A 15005-nucleotide genomic window follows, 5' to 3' on the forward strand; every position below is an offset into this window, starting at 1 on the left:
CCGCCCCGCGGCTCATCGGTCGAGCAAGTCAAGAGGTTCATTCGCACTGTGCCGGCCACTCCCGGAGGCACCCGGAAGCGTCGGCTTCTGTCCGCTGGTGTTGCCGGGCTGCTGGCGCTGACCCTAGTCGGCGGGTCACTAGTGTCACTGATGATGCAGGCACGTGAGTCACAAGCTGTCGCCATAGCCCGGCAGGAACGAGCCCTGGCGGCTGAAGTGCCACAGGGACGGGAGGCTACTGAAGAACTTTCCGACGCTCGATAGAGTCGAGAACGCCATCTCGTTGACGCGGACGAGCGAGCCGCCGAAGCTGCAGCGTATGCGGAGCCCGCCGCACTCGAGCAGCTCAGCGTCGACCGTGCTGCACTTGCCGGCCTTGAGGACAGCACCGACGCTAAGGAGATCTCCGCAGCCGTCCGTGCCGTCCTCCGGAGCACGCACGCTGTACGAAGCGAAGCCGATGTTCAAGCCCGCGAGTACCTCGTTGCTAGAGAAGCAGCCGGGAAGGGATCGGCGCTCAGCGACACCTCCTCGTTGAGCACCGCCAAGCTGTACTGCTCATACCTCCTGTGCTACCACGGAAACCACCCCCAGTCCTCATACATACGCTTCGCCGATGGCGTGTACGACGAGGGCTTCGAGGCCGTGCAGATTTACTGCCCGCACTTCCAAGCCGGCATCGAATACGCGAGCCGCGTCATCCCATAAGACAGCGGCCTCGCCGTAGGCGACGCCGCCAGCCCCCTCGACGCCTCCCCCGAGTGATCGCCGCCGGCACCTACAAGACCGTCGACGCACCCAGCGACTGCTACTACGAGATCAACAACCAGCTGGGAAGTATCATCACGAACAACTTCAAAAACTCCGCCCCTGGCGGCCTCACTGTCACCTTGCGCTCCGGTCAAAGCTCCGACAGCCAGGGGTGCGGCATGTGTATTCCGCAGTGCAGCGTGCTCGTGTAGTCGATGATCGCGCACACGCCGGCGAGCACCATCCATACGGCAGCTCAGCTCGCGAACAGGCGGACCTGCATCGGCGCCACCACATGGCCATTTCTTGCTCCACGAAGGCCGCTCAGGTCCGTGGACGAGCGACACCGAAACTCAAAGTATTAAAGGGTCCGACAGGGGAGCCCTTACCAGACCGATCCGTCCCTTGTACGCGCCGTCTACGGAGAGCGGCCGTACCTCTTTGAGACGCCGCGCGCCGTGCCCATCGGGCGCAGCTCGGAGGAAGCGCGATGCCGCCGCTGGACGCCTCCGGGTTAGACGCGCCGGCGGGCCAATTCGTGAGGCGATCGGCTTCCGCTCGCACCGCCGAACGACATCCGTGGTGATAAAGGTTATTCTAGATCGTGCCCCTCCGTGATCTTTTGTATCGCCAGGTGCCGCGTATTGCACGGAACGTATCTGTGACGCCGTGGTGACGGGGATGACGGTCGGCCGCAAGCACCGCGTCATCATCGTGGGCCACGTCGACACGGTCCCCGGTACACCGCGACCCGCCGGCCCGAACGGGCACCGTCGCCGACAAAACCAGCACGTGGGCGCTGGCCACGTCGACGCAACCATGAAGCGCCGCGAAAGGCGGCAGATAGCTTTGAGCGGCCAGGAACAACTTTGCCTCCCGTGATCCTGCGCCGCACGCGGCAGCCCAGAGCCGGAACAACGCAGGCCCGGCTTCAGAGCCAGCCGACGCCGCATCGACCCTTACTTGACATTATCGACGACCGGTCCAGATGTCCTTCACAGTGGCTCCGCTGGCACAGCAGTTGAGACCCTGTCTCCCTTGAATTCGGTCACCCTTGCGCAAATTGTTGTCCCACCACGGTCATGCAGCGTCGTGTCCGCTTGGCGAGCACTGCGTGGTCCGCGTCTTCACAGGTACATCTTGGGCGGGCGCGTTGCGGAGACCGACCACTTTTGCCACCGACCTGTGTCGATGGTCCCCTGCGACCCGGCGTAGTAGTGCGCGAGGTCGCAGAAGGGGTTGTTGTAGCTGAAGATCTGAAAGCGTCCAGGAAACGGCAGGCGTACCGTCTTGGTCATCCATTCGCGATTCCCGAACAAAGGAGGAGTTGAGTAGAGGAGCCAGCAGTGGCCATCCGTTCCGTCCGCGTTCTCCACGAGAATAGACTGAACGTTCGGACCCGAGCGCGACCAATGAGCCTGGAAGGTGACCTGCGTGGTGTGGGCACTGGCCATGGCCGGCGCGGCTCCGGCACCTAGGGAAAGCCCGGCGGTCAGCAGTAGGACGAGAGCGCCGGCTGTGTGGCGTATGGGGCGGGTGACTGGAGAGAAGGGCATGGCAGTCCTTTGGTTCGGGGTGTGGTGGGCTGGAACGCGGGCTGACGCCGTGGAGGCTGCCAGGGTCAGCCGTTCGCCCTGTGTCGCTCATTATTTGTCCCGATCGGCGCTGACCGGCGTGATGATCCACAGGCGCAACTACCTCACGCGATCAGATCGTCCGGCACGGGATCCCTGCCCGGATCACCTCGTCGTCGAGTGGCGGCCGCGGAGTCATGTATCTCAGGTGTGACCTACGCCGCTGGGCGGCGGTACATGCCGGCTAGGAGTGGACTACGTCGCAGTCGCCAGCGTCATGCCTGGCGCTGGGAAAGCCCGCTAGCCCCGGCGGAAGAGTTTGGCGATTAGTCCACCACCCGACTCGCCCTTCGGGTGGCCCTGACACCGGTCCGATTGCGCAAGTCCCCGCATGACTTGCTCCACGTGCTGCCCGCACCCCGCCCAGTCCTCCTTTCCGCACACCCGGCATGTCACCCGTCGACACATCTCGTTCCTCCTGTTCATCGCCTGCTGCAGTTGCAGCACACTACGAATGATACCCCCAGGGGTATAGTTGACGCCATGAGGACAGTGATCATCGGAGGAGTGGCCGGCGGGATGTCGGCGGCGACGCGGCTGCGTCGACTGGACGAGGAGCGCGAGATCCTCGTGTTCGAGCGCGGCGCGTACGTGTCGTTCGCGAACTGCGGACTCCCGTACTACGTCGGCGGAGTGATCCCGGAGAGGGCGTCGCTTCTGCTGCAGACCCCCGAGTCGCTCGCGGCGCGCTTCCGTCTCGACGTGCGGGTGCGGCACGAGGTCGTCGGCATCGACGCGGGCGCGAAGACCGTCGCGGTGCGCGATCTCGACGCGGGCACCGTCGACACGGTCGTGTACGACGACCTGGTCATCGCGGCGGGCGCCGGCGCCGCGCCCGGCGGGACCGATGGCGGCGTCCCCTCCTCCACCCTGCGCAGCGTGGAGGACGTCGACCGCATCATGGCCCTCCTCGCCGGCGCGCCCGATCCGCACGCCGTCGTGGTCGGCGCCGGCTTCATCGGGCTCGAGGCTGTCGAGAACCTCCTCGCCCGCGGCGTCCACGTGACGCTCGTGCAGCGCGGGCAGCAGGTGCTCTCCCCGCTGGATCCGGAGATGGCCGCCCCCGTCCGCGAGGCCCTGGAGGCCGCGGGCGTGGACGTCCGGGCCGGCACGACCGTCACCGGCGCCGCGGACGGGCACGTAGACCTCGACGACGGCACGCGCGTGCGGGCCGACCTGGTGATCCAGGCCGCCGGCGTCCACCCCGAGACAGGCTTAGCTGAGGCAGCCAGTCTGCGTCTCGGCCCGAGCGGCGGCATCGCCGTCGACGCTCGTCAGCGCACGAGCGACCCGTCGATCTGGGCGGTCGGGGACGGCGTGGAGAAGATCGACCACATCGACGGCACCCCGACGCTGGTGACCATGGCGGGACTCGCCAACCGGCACGGGCGAGCGGCGGCCGACGACATCGCCGGCGCCGCGACGACGGACGCCGCGCCCGCCCTCGGGACCGCGATCCTCGGCCTCCTCGGCCTCACCGTCGGGCTCGTCGGGTGGAACGAGAAGCGCCTCGTCGCGGAGGGGCGGCCCCTCCGGATCATCCACACGCACTCCGCCTCGCACGCGGGCTACTACCCGGGTGCGCAGCATATGGCGATCAAGCTCCTCGTCGACCCGGACGACGACCGGATCCTCGGTGCGCAGATCGTCGGCCGCGACGGCGTCGACAAGCGCCTGGACGTGATCGCAGTGGCCATGTCCGCAGGACTCACCGCTTCCGCGCTGACGCGGCTCGAGCTGGCCTACGCGCCTCAGTACGGATCCGCGAAGGACCCCGTGAACCTCCTCGGCTATGTCGCTGAGAATGCCGCCACCGGCACGACTCGCTCGATCCAGTGGCACGAACTCGAGGACTCCCTTGCCGCCGGTGCCACCCTGGTGGATGTGAGGACGGCCAGCGAACACGCGACCGCCGCGATCCCCGGCGCTGTGTCGTTGCCCTTGGACGAGCTGCGCGCGCGCCACCACGAGCTCCCGGCGGGACCGCTGGTCGTGCACTGCCAGGTCGGACAGCGCGGACACACCGCCGCGCGCCTCCTGGCCCAGCTCGGGCACGACGTCCGCAACCTCGACGGCGGCTTGCTCACCTGGCGCGCCGGAACCGCATCCACGACCCGCAACACCACCGGGACCGCGGCCTAATAGGAGACGGGACACCATGACGAGCATCACCGTCCAGCAGCTCGCCGCCTCCGCGGGAGCCACCATCATCGATGTGCGCGAACCCGACGAGTACGCCGCCGGTCACGCGCGGTCCGCAGTGAACGTCCCGCTGTCCGAGCTCGGCGAACGCATCGACGGGATCCCCGCGGACCGGCCCGTGCACTTCATCTGCCAGTCCGGGGGCCGCAGCGCCCGAGCCACAGAGGCGCTCAACGCCTGCGGCATCGACGCCATCGAGGTCACCGGGGGCACCACCGCCTGGATTGACGCCGACCTGACGACCGACCGCGCATGAACGACACCAGCGGACAGCTCCACGACGCCGTCGCGGTGCGAAAGGTCGCGAACCGCCTCAAGCGCGCCCAAGGCCAGCTCAGTGCTGTCATCGCCGCCGTCGAGAACGGCGGCGACTGCCGCGACGTCGTCACCCAGCTCGCTGCCGTGTCCAGTGCGCTGGATCGTGCCGGTTTCCTGATCGTCTCCACCGCGATGCAGCAGTGCTTGGTCGCTGACAACGTCACCGACCTCGACGCCACCAAGAACGGTGAAGCGTCACCTCGAAAGCTCACCATGGAGGAGATCGAGAGGCTCTTCCTCACACTCGCGTAGCGGTCACACCGTGTCTCGGAAATCCTCAGCGTGTCGGGACGGGCAGCTCGGGTGGCGAGGACACGGCGGCGACGAGGACCAGCACGAGCACCGTCGCATTGCGGGGCCTGAGCTGCTCGCCGAGGAAGCCCGGTAGGGGCGGCCCTACGAGGAAGGCGACGTAGCCGACGGTCGCGACGGCGGCGGCGGTCGACGTGGGGTGGAGAGGAGACGGCTACTTGACGCGAGTGGCTGTTACAGCACGGACGCCATCTGCCTGGCGATCATACCCGTCGCCCAGCGCGGGGCCAGGCGGACGAGTCGGTCGAGGAGACGAGCGTCACTTCCCACGAGGATGCGGAACTTGCTCCTCTCGATCCCGTCGACGATCGCCCGTCCCGCATCCTCCGGAGTCGTGGCTTTGACCTTCTTGCCTTTGGCGTCGATCATCGCGACGCCCGAGTTGCCGGTGAGGTTCGTGGAGATGTTGCCGGGGAAGATGGTCGAGACAGTGAGGCCGGTGCCCAGCGCCTCTGCGTAGAGACCTTCGCTGAACTGCTTGACCGCCCCTTTGCTGGCTCCATAGAACGTCTGGCTGGCAAACGGGATGAGCGCTGACAGGCTCGACATGTTGACCAGCGCGGCGCTGGGACGGGAGCGCAGGATCGGGAGGAACGCGCGGCACACGTTGACGGTTCCCCAGAAGTTGACATCCATGACCCGTTGAGTCACGTCGATGGGGAGCTCCTCGAACGGGGCGAAGGAGTGGATGATCCCGGCGATGTTGATGACGCCGTCGACGTGAGGATGCTGCATCAGCACTTCGTCGCGGAGCACGGCGATGGCATTCCGGTCGGTGACGTTCGCGGTGTGCACGGTCATGCGGCCTGTACTGCTCTGCGCGAGCTGTAGTGTGTCGGCGAGGCCGTTCTCGTTGAGGTCGACCGCCGCGACGTGACCGCCTCGACGCATGATCTCGAGAGCGACCTGTCGGCCCATGCCGTTGCCGCCTCCGGTGACGACGAAGACCTTGTCGTGAATCTGCATGGCTTGCTCCTCAGCGATCGGACGTGACGCGGCTCGGTCGAGTGCGTTCGGAAGGTTCGACGTTGTGGCTGTCCCCGATGAGGAGCGTCTCCGCGGTGAGCCTGATGTCCGCCGAGGACCCTCCGATGAACAGCTCTACGCGGCCAGGTTCGATGAGCCATCCCTCTCGCTTGTCCCAGAGGGCGAGCATGGCGGTGGGGATGTGGACTGAGAGCCGTCGTGCTTCTCCAGCGGCGAGAGGGACGCGATCGAAGGCGAGGAGGACGCGGGGAGGGCGGACTGTCCGGGCATGGACGTCGTGCCCGTACACCTGGATGACCTCCTCGCCCGCTCGCTGTCCGGTATTGCGCACGGTGAACGCGAGGCGGATGGTCCCGTCGGTAGGGACGGTCGGGGAATCGAGGGTGAGACCGCTGTAGTCGAAGGCCGTGTAGCTGAGGCCGTGCCCGAAGGGGAAGAGCGCGCGGATGGAACCATCCACGTATGCCGGCCCTTGGAGGCTGCGCCCGTAGGTCACCGGAGCGGCGCCGCTTGATCCCAGCATCGCGATAGGGAGTCGACCCGCCGGATTGCTGTCTCCGAAGAGCATTGCGGCCGTGGCGTTCCCTGCTTCTTCCCCGCCGAACCAGGTGGTCACGATAGCCGGGACAGATTCCGCCATCCAGTCCACGGCGAAAGGTCGGCCGTGACTCAGCACTACGACCGTGGGAGTTCCTGTCGCGACGACCGCTTCGACCAGCTCGCGTTGAACTCCGGGAAGAGCGAGGTCTGAGCTGTCCAGTCCCTCGCCGACGGTTCCAAGGCTGTTGATCCCCGACTGGTCGCCGACGACGACGATCGCGACCTCCGCTGCCCGGGCTGCTCGCACGGCGTCGTCGAATCCGCTCCGGTCGTGGCTGGCGATGCGGCTTCCGGAAGCGTAGAGCACGTCGACGTCGGCGCCCGCTCGAGAGCGGATTCCATCCAGGAACGTCACGATCGGGACGGATTCCACCAGCAGCTTCGCGTCATCGGGGCCAGCGCCGGCGAGGCCCTCCGTGTCCGCGGCTCGAGACTGCGGGTCATTGGCGGCGGCGAACTGGACGGTCATGCTGTCAAGCACGTGGTAGCTGTAGTGCCCGAGCTGGCCCAACGGACGGTCGGCATTCGGACCGATGACGGCGATGGAGGAGAGATCTGCTGGTAGCGGTAGGAGAGGTGTCCCGTTGACGGCCTGATTCTGGAGCAGCACGATCGATTCCGAGGCGACGGTCATCGCCAGCTCACGCGCCTCCTCCGAGTCGAGTGTCTGCGGAACCGCTTCCACGTCGACGTAGGGGTTCTCGAAGAGACCGAGCTCGAACTTGGCGCTCAACACCTTGGTGACGGCGCGGTCGAGGGTCGCATCGTGAAGGAGCCCCTCCTCGAGGGCCCGGAGGATCTTGTCGGCGGAGTTGCTGTTGGCGAGATCGACGTCCATGCCAGCGGTGAAGGCTTGAGCGTAGGCGGCGACGACGTTCTCGGCCGTGCCGTGCTTGGTGTGCAGCTGGGGGACGGCTTCGAGGTCGGAGATGACCAGACCGGTAAAGTCGTACTCGTCGCGAAGCAGACCGGTGAGCAGGTCGTGCGATCCGGAGACGGGGCTGCCGTCGAGGTCGTTGTACGAAGGCATCACAGCCCGTGCCCCGCCTTCGCGGACAGCAACTTCGAATGGGCGTCCGTACACCTCTCGAAGCTCTCTCTCTCCGATGTTGGCCGTCTCCGTGTTCCGGCCGCCGTCGCTGGCGCTGTAGCCGACGAAGTGCTTCAGTGTGGCGATGACGGGGCGGTCAGGGACGGCTCCCTGAATGCCTCGGACGAAGGCAGAGGCGATCTGGCCGACGAGGTAAGGGTCCTCACCGTATGTCTCGCTCACCCGTCCCCAGCGCGGGTCCTGAGCGACATCGGCCAGAGGTGACAGCGCCTGTCGGGCGCCGACGGAGACCATCTGTGCGCCGATCGTCGCGCTCATCCGTTCGACGAGGTCGGGATTCCAGGTCGAGGCCTGTGCAATGGCTTCGGGGAACATCGTCGCGTCGCGGACCTTGAAGCCCACGAGAGCTTCTTCCGCGAAGAGGACGGGGATGCCCAATCGTGTCTTCTCGACGTGGACACGTTGCAGCTCGTTGGCGAGACGGGCTGTCTCGCGCGGCGGCATGCGCATTGAGCACAAGCCGGCGGTGACGATTCCCCAGCCGGTGTCCGGCGGGGTGCGGGTGTCGACCATCGCTCCGAAGGGTGAGACCAGCTGCGCCGCCTTCTCGGCCGCGGTCATGCGACCGAGAAGGTCGGCGATGCGCTCCACGACGGGGCGGGAGGCATCTCGGTAGGGCGCGTGCTGGAGGAAGTGGTCCTCCGTCGTGTCTGCGGGGCTCGTCATCGTCGTCCTTTCAGGGCGGAGCCCGCACTGCCATGAGTGAAGCTCTCGCCGGGCTGCTGTGTGCCGCGGGTGGGGAGAGTGAGGATGAGGAGGAGCGGTCTACCGCCGACTCGTGTCAGCTGCAGTCGCTCCCGCTGACCTTGCTCAGGGGAGATCGAGGCCGAACCCGATCGGGAACAGCGGGTCCCATGTGCTGGAGGGTGCATCCGGCGCGGAGAGCCGGATGGCTTCCATCGATCGCGGGATCTCGACGGGAAGACGTCCCGACGGGGTGACCCGTCCAGCGAGGGCAGCCAGGAGCGCTTCATCGGATACTCCGAAGGTGACCGTCAATCCGGCGAGAGCATCCACGACGGGAGCGAGCAGGGCCGGCCGGTCGAGCGCGACGTCGAGGATGAGCGGCGTCGTCTCGGCGATGGTCCGGAGGTGGTGAACCAGTCCCGGACGCATCTCCAGCGACCCCTGGTGGAAGTAGCTCTCAAGGAACAGGTCATCTCGAGGTTCGTACGGCGCTTCGATGCGGATGATCGCGATGTCGGCATCCTCGAGCTCCGCAACAGGTGTGCCGACCTGGGCGAGGGCGCTCACGTCGATCCCTTCTGAGTACACCCGCATGCCCGGAAGGACCGGCAGGACGGGCGCACTCTCAGAGCGGCCGTTCTTCAGCACCACCACTGACCTCGACTGAGCGTCCAGGCCGGCCCGCCGCGACTCGGCGTTGCCGACGTGCTCTGCTGCTGCGTCCTCGTCGACGAAGGGGTTGTCGAACAGTCCAAGCTGGAACTTCACCAGGAGCAGCCGTCGCGCGGATTCGTCGATCCGAGCTTCGGAGATGCTGCCGTCGTGGACGAGGTCCAGGAGCAGATCGGTGCACTGCTCGCCGCCGAACTGGTCGGCGCCCGCCTCGATGATCTTCACCATGCGCTGTCGGGCGTCGAGGTGCTCGACTCCCCAGGCCCGGGCGGGCAGGACCCGGTCGCCGACGATGTTGTCGTTGACGAGTTCCCAGTCGGTGAGGATCACACCCTCGAAGCCCAGCTTCTCCCGCAGGAGCCCCGTGAGGATCTGCTTGTTGTAGCCGAAACCGACTTCCTCGATGGGCTCGCCGTCGATCTCGAGTCCGACGGGCATGCCGTAATAGGGCATGATCGCCGCCGTGCCGTTGCGGAGGGCGGCTTCGAAGGGTCGCAGGTGCACCCCGAATGCATCCGCCGGGTAGACCTGCTCACGCCCGTACGGGAAGTGCGCGTCCTCGCCGTCCTTCTGGGGACCAGCGCCGGGGAAGTGCTTCGTGACGCACGCCACGCTGGTGGCGTCTAGGGCGGGGCCCTGGAACCCCTCGAGGTAAGCGGTGGTGTAGTCCACGGCCAGGTCAGGGTCGGCGCCGAAGGATTGCAGCTGCCGCGTCCATCGCGGTTCGCTCGCAAGGTCGACCTGCGGGTGCAGCGCCATGCTGATGCCCACGGCGCGGTACTCGTCGCGGGCGATCTCCGCGAACTCGCGGACGGTGGCGCTGTCCCGCAGCGCGGCCATGCCGAGCGTGTCGGGCCACTGCGAGAAGGGGCCGGCGGTGAAGGAGGCTCCGACATTGTCGACGAACGCATGCCGCGGATCCGTCGAGATGGTCACGGGGATGCCGTGCGGTGTCTGCGCGGCAAGGCGCTGCAACGAATTGTTCCACCGCGCGGCTTCGCGGGCGCTGTTGATGCGGTGCACGTTGAAGTGATTGATGAAGCGCTCTCGAACGACCTCCGTCGTCGGCGACTTGCTGATCGCTCCCGGTTCTTCCAACAGGTCGCCATCCGGCCCGATCTCGATGACGGTGTGGAAGAGCAGGCCGATCTTCTCCTCGAGGCTCAGACGCTGGAGGAGGTCGTCGGTGCGCTCCTGGGCGCTGAGTTCCGGGTCCTCGTAAGGCTCCATGCGGTCGTTGCCGTCGAAGTGTCGGGAGGCCGCGGTCGTGCGGGCGGAGGTGGTGGTCATGGGGATCCGTTTCGTGCGGTCAGAGCAGCGTCGATGCGGTCTGGAAGGGGTGGCTGGTCGCTGTGGCGGTCAGCCCTTGATCGCGCCTTGCATCACGCCGGCGACGAGCTGCTTGCCGAGGATGAGGAAGAGGACCAGCAGCGGCACGATCGACACGAGGACGCCCGTCATGATCAACGGGATGTCCTTGAAGAACCCGGTCTGCAGCAGCTGGAGCGCGACCGGCAGGGTGGGGTTCTGCGGTCCGAGGACGATGGCAGGCCAGAAGTAGTTCGTCCACGCGCCGATGAAGCTGAACAGCCCCAGCATCGACGCGGCAGGACGGACAGCGGGGAGCGCGATCGACCAGAACGTGCGGAAGGTGGACGCGCCGTCGATGCGAGCCGCTTCGATCAGCTCGAAGGGCAGCGCCGCCGACAGGTACTGCGTCATCCAGAAGACTCCGAACGCGGTGACGATCCCGGGCAGGATGACCGCCCAGAGGTTGCCGACGAGTCCCAGTTCGCGCATCACGATGTACAGCGGGACGACGCCGAGCTGAGTGGGGACGGCAAGGGTCGCCACCACGATCGCAAGCAGAGGAACCTGGCCACGGAAGCGGAGCTTCGCGAAGGCGAAACCGGCGAGGGTGGAGAAGAAGACGACGGCCACCGCGGTGACGGCGGAGACGAAGAATGAGTTCCACGCCGCCTTCATCAAGTCGATGTCGGACTGGAAGAGCCTAGTGAGGTTGTTGACGAGTTCTCCACCTGGGATGGCGGAGGGGATGGGATTCTGCGCGACCTCGGCTGAAGTGTTCGAGGCGAGAAGGAAGGTGTAGTAGAGGGGCAGCACCGAGATGAGGATGACAGCACCGAGGACCGCGTAGGTGACCCACTTCGGCTTGTCCCCGGTGGCGCCCTTGTCGCGCCTCTTGGAGGCGGATCTCGCAGCGCCGGGACCGGCTGTCTGGCGGATGTAGGGGACGGAGGGGGCGGTCATGGCGTCCTCTCAAGAACTTCATCGGCCGAGACGTTCAGGCTGGTGTTGACGATGGGGGTGCTGCTGGCGGGGACCTGGTCGACTCGCGACTTCCGGCGGGTCTTCCGTGACACGGGGGTCGCGTCGCCGGACGCGATGCGACGCGAGAGCCAATTGCTGACCAGCGCGAAGATCACGATGAGGAGGAACAGCAGCCAGGCGACGGCGGCTGCACGGCCGAGCCTCTGCTGATTCCAACCGAGTTCGTAGAGGTAGAGGGTGATGGTCTTCCACTGTCCGGAGTTGCCGCCGAGGCCTTGAGCGTCGTAGAGACGCGGTTCGTCGAAGATCTGGAGACCGCCGATGGTGGACGTGATGGTGACGAAGATGATGGTCGGGCGTACGGAGGGGACCGTGATCGAGACGAACTGCCGGAACCGTCCGGCACCGTCGATGATCGCCGCCTCGTACAGCTCGCGCGGAATGGCCTGCATCGCCGCGAGTAGGACAAGCGTGTTGAACCCGGTCCAGCGGAAGTTCACCATCGTGGCGATCGCGACGTGGGCGGGGAGGCTGTCCCGATGCCAGCCGATCGCGTCCGCGCCCACGAGCTCGAGGACGGCGTTGACGAGTCCTGACTGGTCGGCGAAGAGGCGGGAGAAGATGAGGGTGACGGCGACCGGGGCGACGACGTACGGGAGCAGCACACCCATGCGCCAGAACGTCTTGGCGCGGATGTTGGCGTTGAGGACGCTCGCGAGGACCAGGGCGATGGCGATCTGCGGGACGGTGGACAGCACGAAGATGCTGAGCGTGTTGCCGAGAGAGACCCAGAACACGGGGCGGCTGAGGACGAACGTGAAGTTGCCCAAGCCGACGAAGTCGCCCTGCCCACTGATCAGGTCCCAGTCGTGGAGCGAGACATAGGCGGTGTAGAGGAGGGGGAAGAGTCCGACGATCGCGAACACGATGAAGAAAGGGGCGATGTAGGCATAAGGGGAGGCCTTGTAGTCCCAGCGACCGAGCCGCTCTTTCCAGGGGGAGATCGGCGGTGGAGCGCTCCGGGCGCGGTGGGCCGCGTTCGCGACAGGGTCGGACATGGATTTCTCTCTCTTTCGCGGCGAGGGGTGCGCGCCGATCCGCGCGCACCCCTCGCCTACGGGGATGTCAGGGCTTATTCGAGGTTGCCCAGTTCATCCAGGAACATGTCCCAGGACTCCTGCGCATTCTGGGTCTTGTCGACGGAGACGCGGTTGATCGCCTTGTTGAAGGCGTCCGTGATCGCGAAGTAGTTGTCGCCCTTGTAGGGGATCTCCTTGACCGCGGCCGAGCGGTCGGTGAGGATCTGGCCGACGGGTGCGTTGTTGAAGAACTCGTTCGTGACCTGCTGGAGCTCCTCGCTGTTCTGCGCCTCCACCTGGCTGGGGAAGTTGCCGGTGGACTCGAAGGCCTTCAGCTGCTGCTCCGGGGCGGTCAGCCACTCGGCGAGGGCCTGAGCCTCCTCCGGGTGCTCCGACTGCGTCGGCACGGTGAGGTAGGAGCCGCCGCTGTTGCCGCCGCCGCCGGGGAAGACGTCCGCGACGTCCCAACCGGTCACGCCGGCTGCATTGCCCTCGATGACACCGAGCATCCACGAGGGAGACAGCATGACGGCGAAGCCGTCGTTCTGGAAGGAGCTGTTCCAGTCCTCGGTCCAGCGCGCGAGGTGCGCCGACAGGTCGTCGTGCTTCATGGTCGTGTCGTAGATCTTCTTCAGCTCCGGGTTGGTGCCGGCGATGATGTCACCGTTTTCGGGGTCCTCCCACAGCACCTCGTACTGGTCGCCCCAGCTGGTCGCGACCGACGCCGAGGCGTCGTAGAAGGGCACTCCGGTGTTCGCGGCCTTGAACTTCTCGCCGACTGCGAAGAAGTCGTCCCACGTAGCGTCATCTCCTCCGAAGAGCTCGGCGACCGACTCACGGTCGCTGGGCAGTCCTGCGGCCTCGAAGAGGTCGGCACGGTAGGTGATGGAGGACGGGCCGATGTCGGTGGCGTAGCCGAGGAGCTTGCCATCGGCAGACGTGGCGAGGTCCACGTTCCACTGGTTCCAGCGGCCCTCGACGTCGGGAGAGGAGAGGTCTACGAAGTTGTCGGGGTTCTCGAGCACCTGCGGCAGCCAGCTGTTGTCCACGCCGACGATGTCGGAGAGTCCGGACCCGGCGCCGAGGGAAGTCTGGAACTTCTCCTTTGCTTCGTCGCTGGTGGCGAACTTGTTCTGCTCGATGGTGATGTCGGGGTTGAGTTGCTGGTACTCCTCGATCAGGTCGTCGTATCCCCACTCGCTGAAGGTGGAGATCGACAGGGTCACCTCGCCGTCCGCGCTCGAGTCACTCGATCCACTGGCCGAGCAGCCAGCGAGGAGGACGAGCGGGGCTGCGGCAAGCAGCACCAGGGCCTTCGGGATTGATCGCATTACTACTCCTTTGTGTGTGCGAGGGTCACGCCGCTCGGGGCTGGGCCGGCGAGGCGATCGTGTCCACGGGTCCGCTGTGGCGGTGGACACCCTTCGATCGCTTACGACCATCCAGCGATGGAGGCCGCCGTTCGGTGGTGACGGAGTCGAGTATGCGCCCTAACCTAGTCGCATGACAAGGTTTCGGGGAAATCTTCTCGACGCGGGTTATCGTGGGGCACATGCCCACCAGTCCTAGAACGCGCGGACCGTACCGCAAGGGTGTGGAGCGCCGCCGCGAGATCGTCGCGGCGGCGGCTCAGCTGTTCAGCGAATCCGGGTACACGCACGCTTCCATGCGCGAGCTTGCAAAGCGTGTCGGGCTGTCCCAGGCGCTGCTGCTGCACTACTTCTCAGACAAGGAGGACCTGCTCGTCGAGGTGCTGAACCTCCGCGACGCGTCGGTCGCCGAGTACCTCGCCGACATCGCCGACAGCGACATCGCGACGCGCTCTCGGAAGGTCGCTCGCCACGCGGCGGAGCACGAGGGCCTGACATCGCTGTACATCGCTCTGTCTGCCGAAGCCATCGACCCGGAGCACCCTGCGCACGAGTACTTCGCCGACCACTACCGGTCTGCGCAAGAGCAGACACGGGAGCCCGGCGCTGACGCGGGCGTCGTACCCGCGGGCGTAAGCCCTGAGTTGGTGACGGCGTTGGGCATCGCGGTTATGGACGGGCTGCAGGTGCAGCGTCAGTACCGTCCCGATGTGGATCCGGTCGCTGCCGTGGACGCGTTCTGGGAACTCGTCGCCGCCGCTCGATCCTGGTGGTCACTCACGGCGCAGGACCCGGAGATCGCTGCAGGAGCAGCACCCGTGCCGCTCATCACTGAGCATGCCGAGGTCGATGCGAGCGCTCAGGGTGGTACTGAGGATGCTGTCCTCCAAGGTGCTCCCGGTCCCGACGGCGCCACTTCGCCCTCCTAAGCGCGGTGTCGGGAAGCGATCGTGAGGAGATCCGCGTGCCTGACGACCTATGCGCGAACGGC

The 15005-nt window shown here is 66.4% G+C and carries 13 protein-coding genes; 5 read left to right on the forward strand and 8 right to left on the reverse strand.

The genetic code is table 11. The features are described 5' to 3' along the window. Window positions 1-168: 168 nt before the first annotated feature. Window positions 169-468, reverse strand: coding sequence for a hypothetical protein (locus tag K0V08_RS11415; RefSeq protein ID WP_043560372.1), 300 nt, complete (start codon window positions 466-468; stop codon window positions 169-171). Between the two features lie 293 nt (window positions 469-761). Between K0V08_RS11415 and K0V08_RS11420 the strand changes: the two genes are divergently transcribed. Continuing rightward, window positions 762-962: a hypothetical protein gene (locus K0V08_RS11420; RefSeq protein WP_079534997.1), complete on the forward strand. Its 201-nt coding sequence runs from the start codon at window positions 762-764 to the stop codon at window positions 960-962. Between the two features lie 915 nt (window positions 963-1877). On the opposite strand, the gene K0V08_RS11425 is transcribed toward K0V08_RS11420, so the two are convergent. Continuing rightward, window positions 1878-2306: a hypothetical protein gene (locus K0V08_RS11425; protein ID WP_128517032.1), complete on the reverse strand. Its 429-nt coding sequence runs from the start codon at window positions 2304-2306 to the stop codon at window positions 1878-1880. A gap of 561 nt (window positions 2307-2867) precedes the next feature. On the opposite strand from K0V08_RS11425, the gene K0V08_RS11430 reads away from it, so the two are divergent. From K0V08_RS11430 to K0V08_RS11440, 3 genes are read left to right on the forward strand one after another with little or no spacing between them, the layout of a single operon-like run. After that, on the forward strand, window positions 2868-4526 hold the full coding sequence (locus K0V08_RS11430; RefSeq protein WP_079534995.1) for an FAD-dependent oxidoreductase: 1659 nt from the start codon (window positions 2868-2870) through the stop codon (window positions 4524-4526). Between the two features lie 16 nt (window positions 4527-4542). Further along, window positions 4543-4842, forward strand: coding sequence for a rhodanese-like domain-containing protein (locus K0V08_RS11435; protein WP_079534994.1), 300 nt, complete (start codon window positions 4543-4545; stop codon window positions 4840-4842). Then, window positions 4839-5156, forward strand: coding sequence for a metal-sensitive transcriptional regulator (locus K0V08_RS11440; protein ID WP_079534993.1), 318 nt, complete (start codon window positions 4839-4841; stop codon window positions 5154-5156). Before K0V08_RS11435 ends, K0V08_RS11440 begins: the two co-directional genes overlap by 4 nt. A gap of 234 nt (window positions 5157-5390) precedes the next feature. Here the strand turns inward: K0V08_RS11440 and K0V08_RS11445 are convergent, their stop codons facing one another. The 6 genes from K0V08_RS11445 to K0V08_RS11470 form a co-directional block, all read right to left on the reverse strand. After that, window positions 5391-6182, reverse strand: a complete 792-nt coding sequence (locus K0V08_RS11445) for an SDR family NAD(P)-dependent oxidoreductase (RefSeq protein WP_079534992.1) — start codon at window positions 6180-6182, stop codon at window positions 5391-5393. 10 nt (window positions 6183-6192) lie between these two features. Continuing rightward, entirely contained in the window at window positions 6193-8580 is a 2388-nt protein-coding gene (locus K0V08_RS11450; RefSeq protein ID WP_079534991.1) for a glycoside hydrolase family 3 N-terminal domain-containing protein, read from the reverse strand. A gap of 144 nt (window positions 8581-8724) precedes the next feature. Next, the gene (locus K0V08_RS11455; RefSeq protein ID WP_086503599.1) at window positions 8725-10563 is read right to left on the reverse strand and encodes a glycoside hydrolase family 3 protein; all 1839 of its coding nucleotides are present in this window, start codon (window positions 10561-10563) and stop codon (window positions 8725-8727) included. A gap of 69 nt (window positions 10564-10632) precedes the next feature. After that, complete coding sequence (locus K0V08_RS11460; RefSeq protein ID WP_172403966.1) at window positions 10633-11544, reverse strand: carbohydrate ABC transporter permease; 912 nt, start codon at window positions 11542-11544, stop codon at window positions 10633-10635. Continuing rightward, a complete protein-coding gene (locus K0V08_RS11465; RefSeq protein ID WP_079534989.1) occupies window positions 11541-12623 on the reverse strand; it encodes a carbohydrate ABC transporter permease in 1083 nt (360 codons plus the stop codon). Before K0V08_RS11465 ends, K0V08_RS11460 begins: the two co-directional genes overlap by 4 nt. A gap of 74 nt (window positions 12624-12697) precedes the next feature. Further along, complete coding sequence (locus K0V08_RS11470; RefSeq protein ID WP_079534988.1) at window positions 12698-13975, reverse strand: ABC transporter substrate-binding protein; 1278 nt, start codon at window positions 13973-13975, stop codon at window positions 12698-12700. A gap of 221 nt (window positions 13976-14196) precedes the next feature. Between K0V08_RS11470 and K0V08_RS11475 the strand changes: the two genes are divergently transcribed. After that, window positions 14197-14943 carry a TetR/AcrR family transcriptional regulator gene (locus K0V08_RS11475; protein WP_011931306.1) on the forward strand — a complete coding sequence of 249 codons (747 nt, stop codon included), beginning with the start codon at window positions 14197-14199 and terminating at the stop codon, window positions 14941-14943. Window positions 14944-15005: the final 62 nt, after the last annotated feature.

Origin of the sequence: Clavibacter michiganensis (assembly GCF_021216655.1) — a bacterium.
In the GTDB taxonomy this organism is placed as follows: Bacteria; Actinomycetota; Actinomycetes; order Actinomycetales; family Microbacteriaceae; genus Clavibacter; species Clavibacter michiganensis.

Coding starts and splice junctions, on each gene's coding strand:
- K0V08_RS11425 (WP_128517032.1), bottom strand. CDS start 2,306: ATGCCCTTCTCTCCAGTCACCCGCCCCATACGCCACACAGCCGGCGCT.
- K0V08_RS11430 (WP_079534995.1), top strand. CDS start 2,868: ATGAGGACAGTGATCATCGGAGGAGTGGCCGGCGGGATGTCGGCGGCG.
- K0V08_RS11435 (WP_079534994.1), top strand. CDS start 4,543: ATGACGAGCATCACCGTCCAGCAGCTCGCCGCCTCCGCGGGAGCCACC.
- K0V08_RS11440 (WP_079534993.1), top strand. CDS start 4,839: ATGAACGACACCAGCGGACAGCTCCACGACGCCGTCGCGGTGCGAAAG.
- K0V08_RS11445 (WP_079534992.1), bottom strand. CDS start 6,182: ATGCAGATTCACGACAAGGTCTTCGTCGTCACCGGAGGCGGCAACGGC.
- K0V08_RS11450 (WP_079534991.1), bottom strand. CDS start 8,580: ATGACGAGCCCCGCAGACACGACGGAGGACCACTTCCTCCAGCACGCG.
- K0V08_RS11455 (WP_086503599.1), bottom strand. CDS start 10,563: ATGACCACCACCTCCGCCCGCACGACCGCGGCCTCCCGACACTTCGAC.
- K0V08_RS11460 (WP_172403966.1), bottom strand. CDS start 11,544: ATGACCGCCCCCTCCGTCCCCTACATCCGCCAGACAGCCGGTCCCGGC.
- K0V08_RS11465 (WP_079534989.1), bottom strand. CDS start 12,623: ATGTCCGACCCTGTCGCGAACGCGGCCCACCGCGCCCGGAGCGCTCCA.
- K0V08_RS11470 (WP_079534988.1), bottom strand. CDS start 13,975: ATGCGATCAATCCCGAAGGCCCTGGTGCTGCTTGCCGCAGCCCCGCTC.
- K0V08_RS11475 (WP_011931306.1), top strand. CDS start 14,197: ATGCCCACCAGTCCTAGAACGCGCGGACCGTACCGCAAGGGTGTGGAG.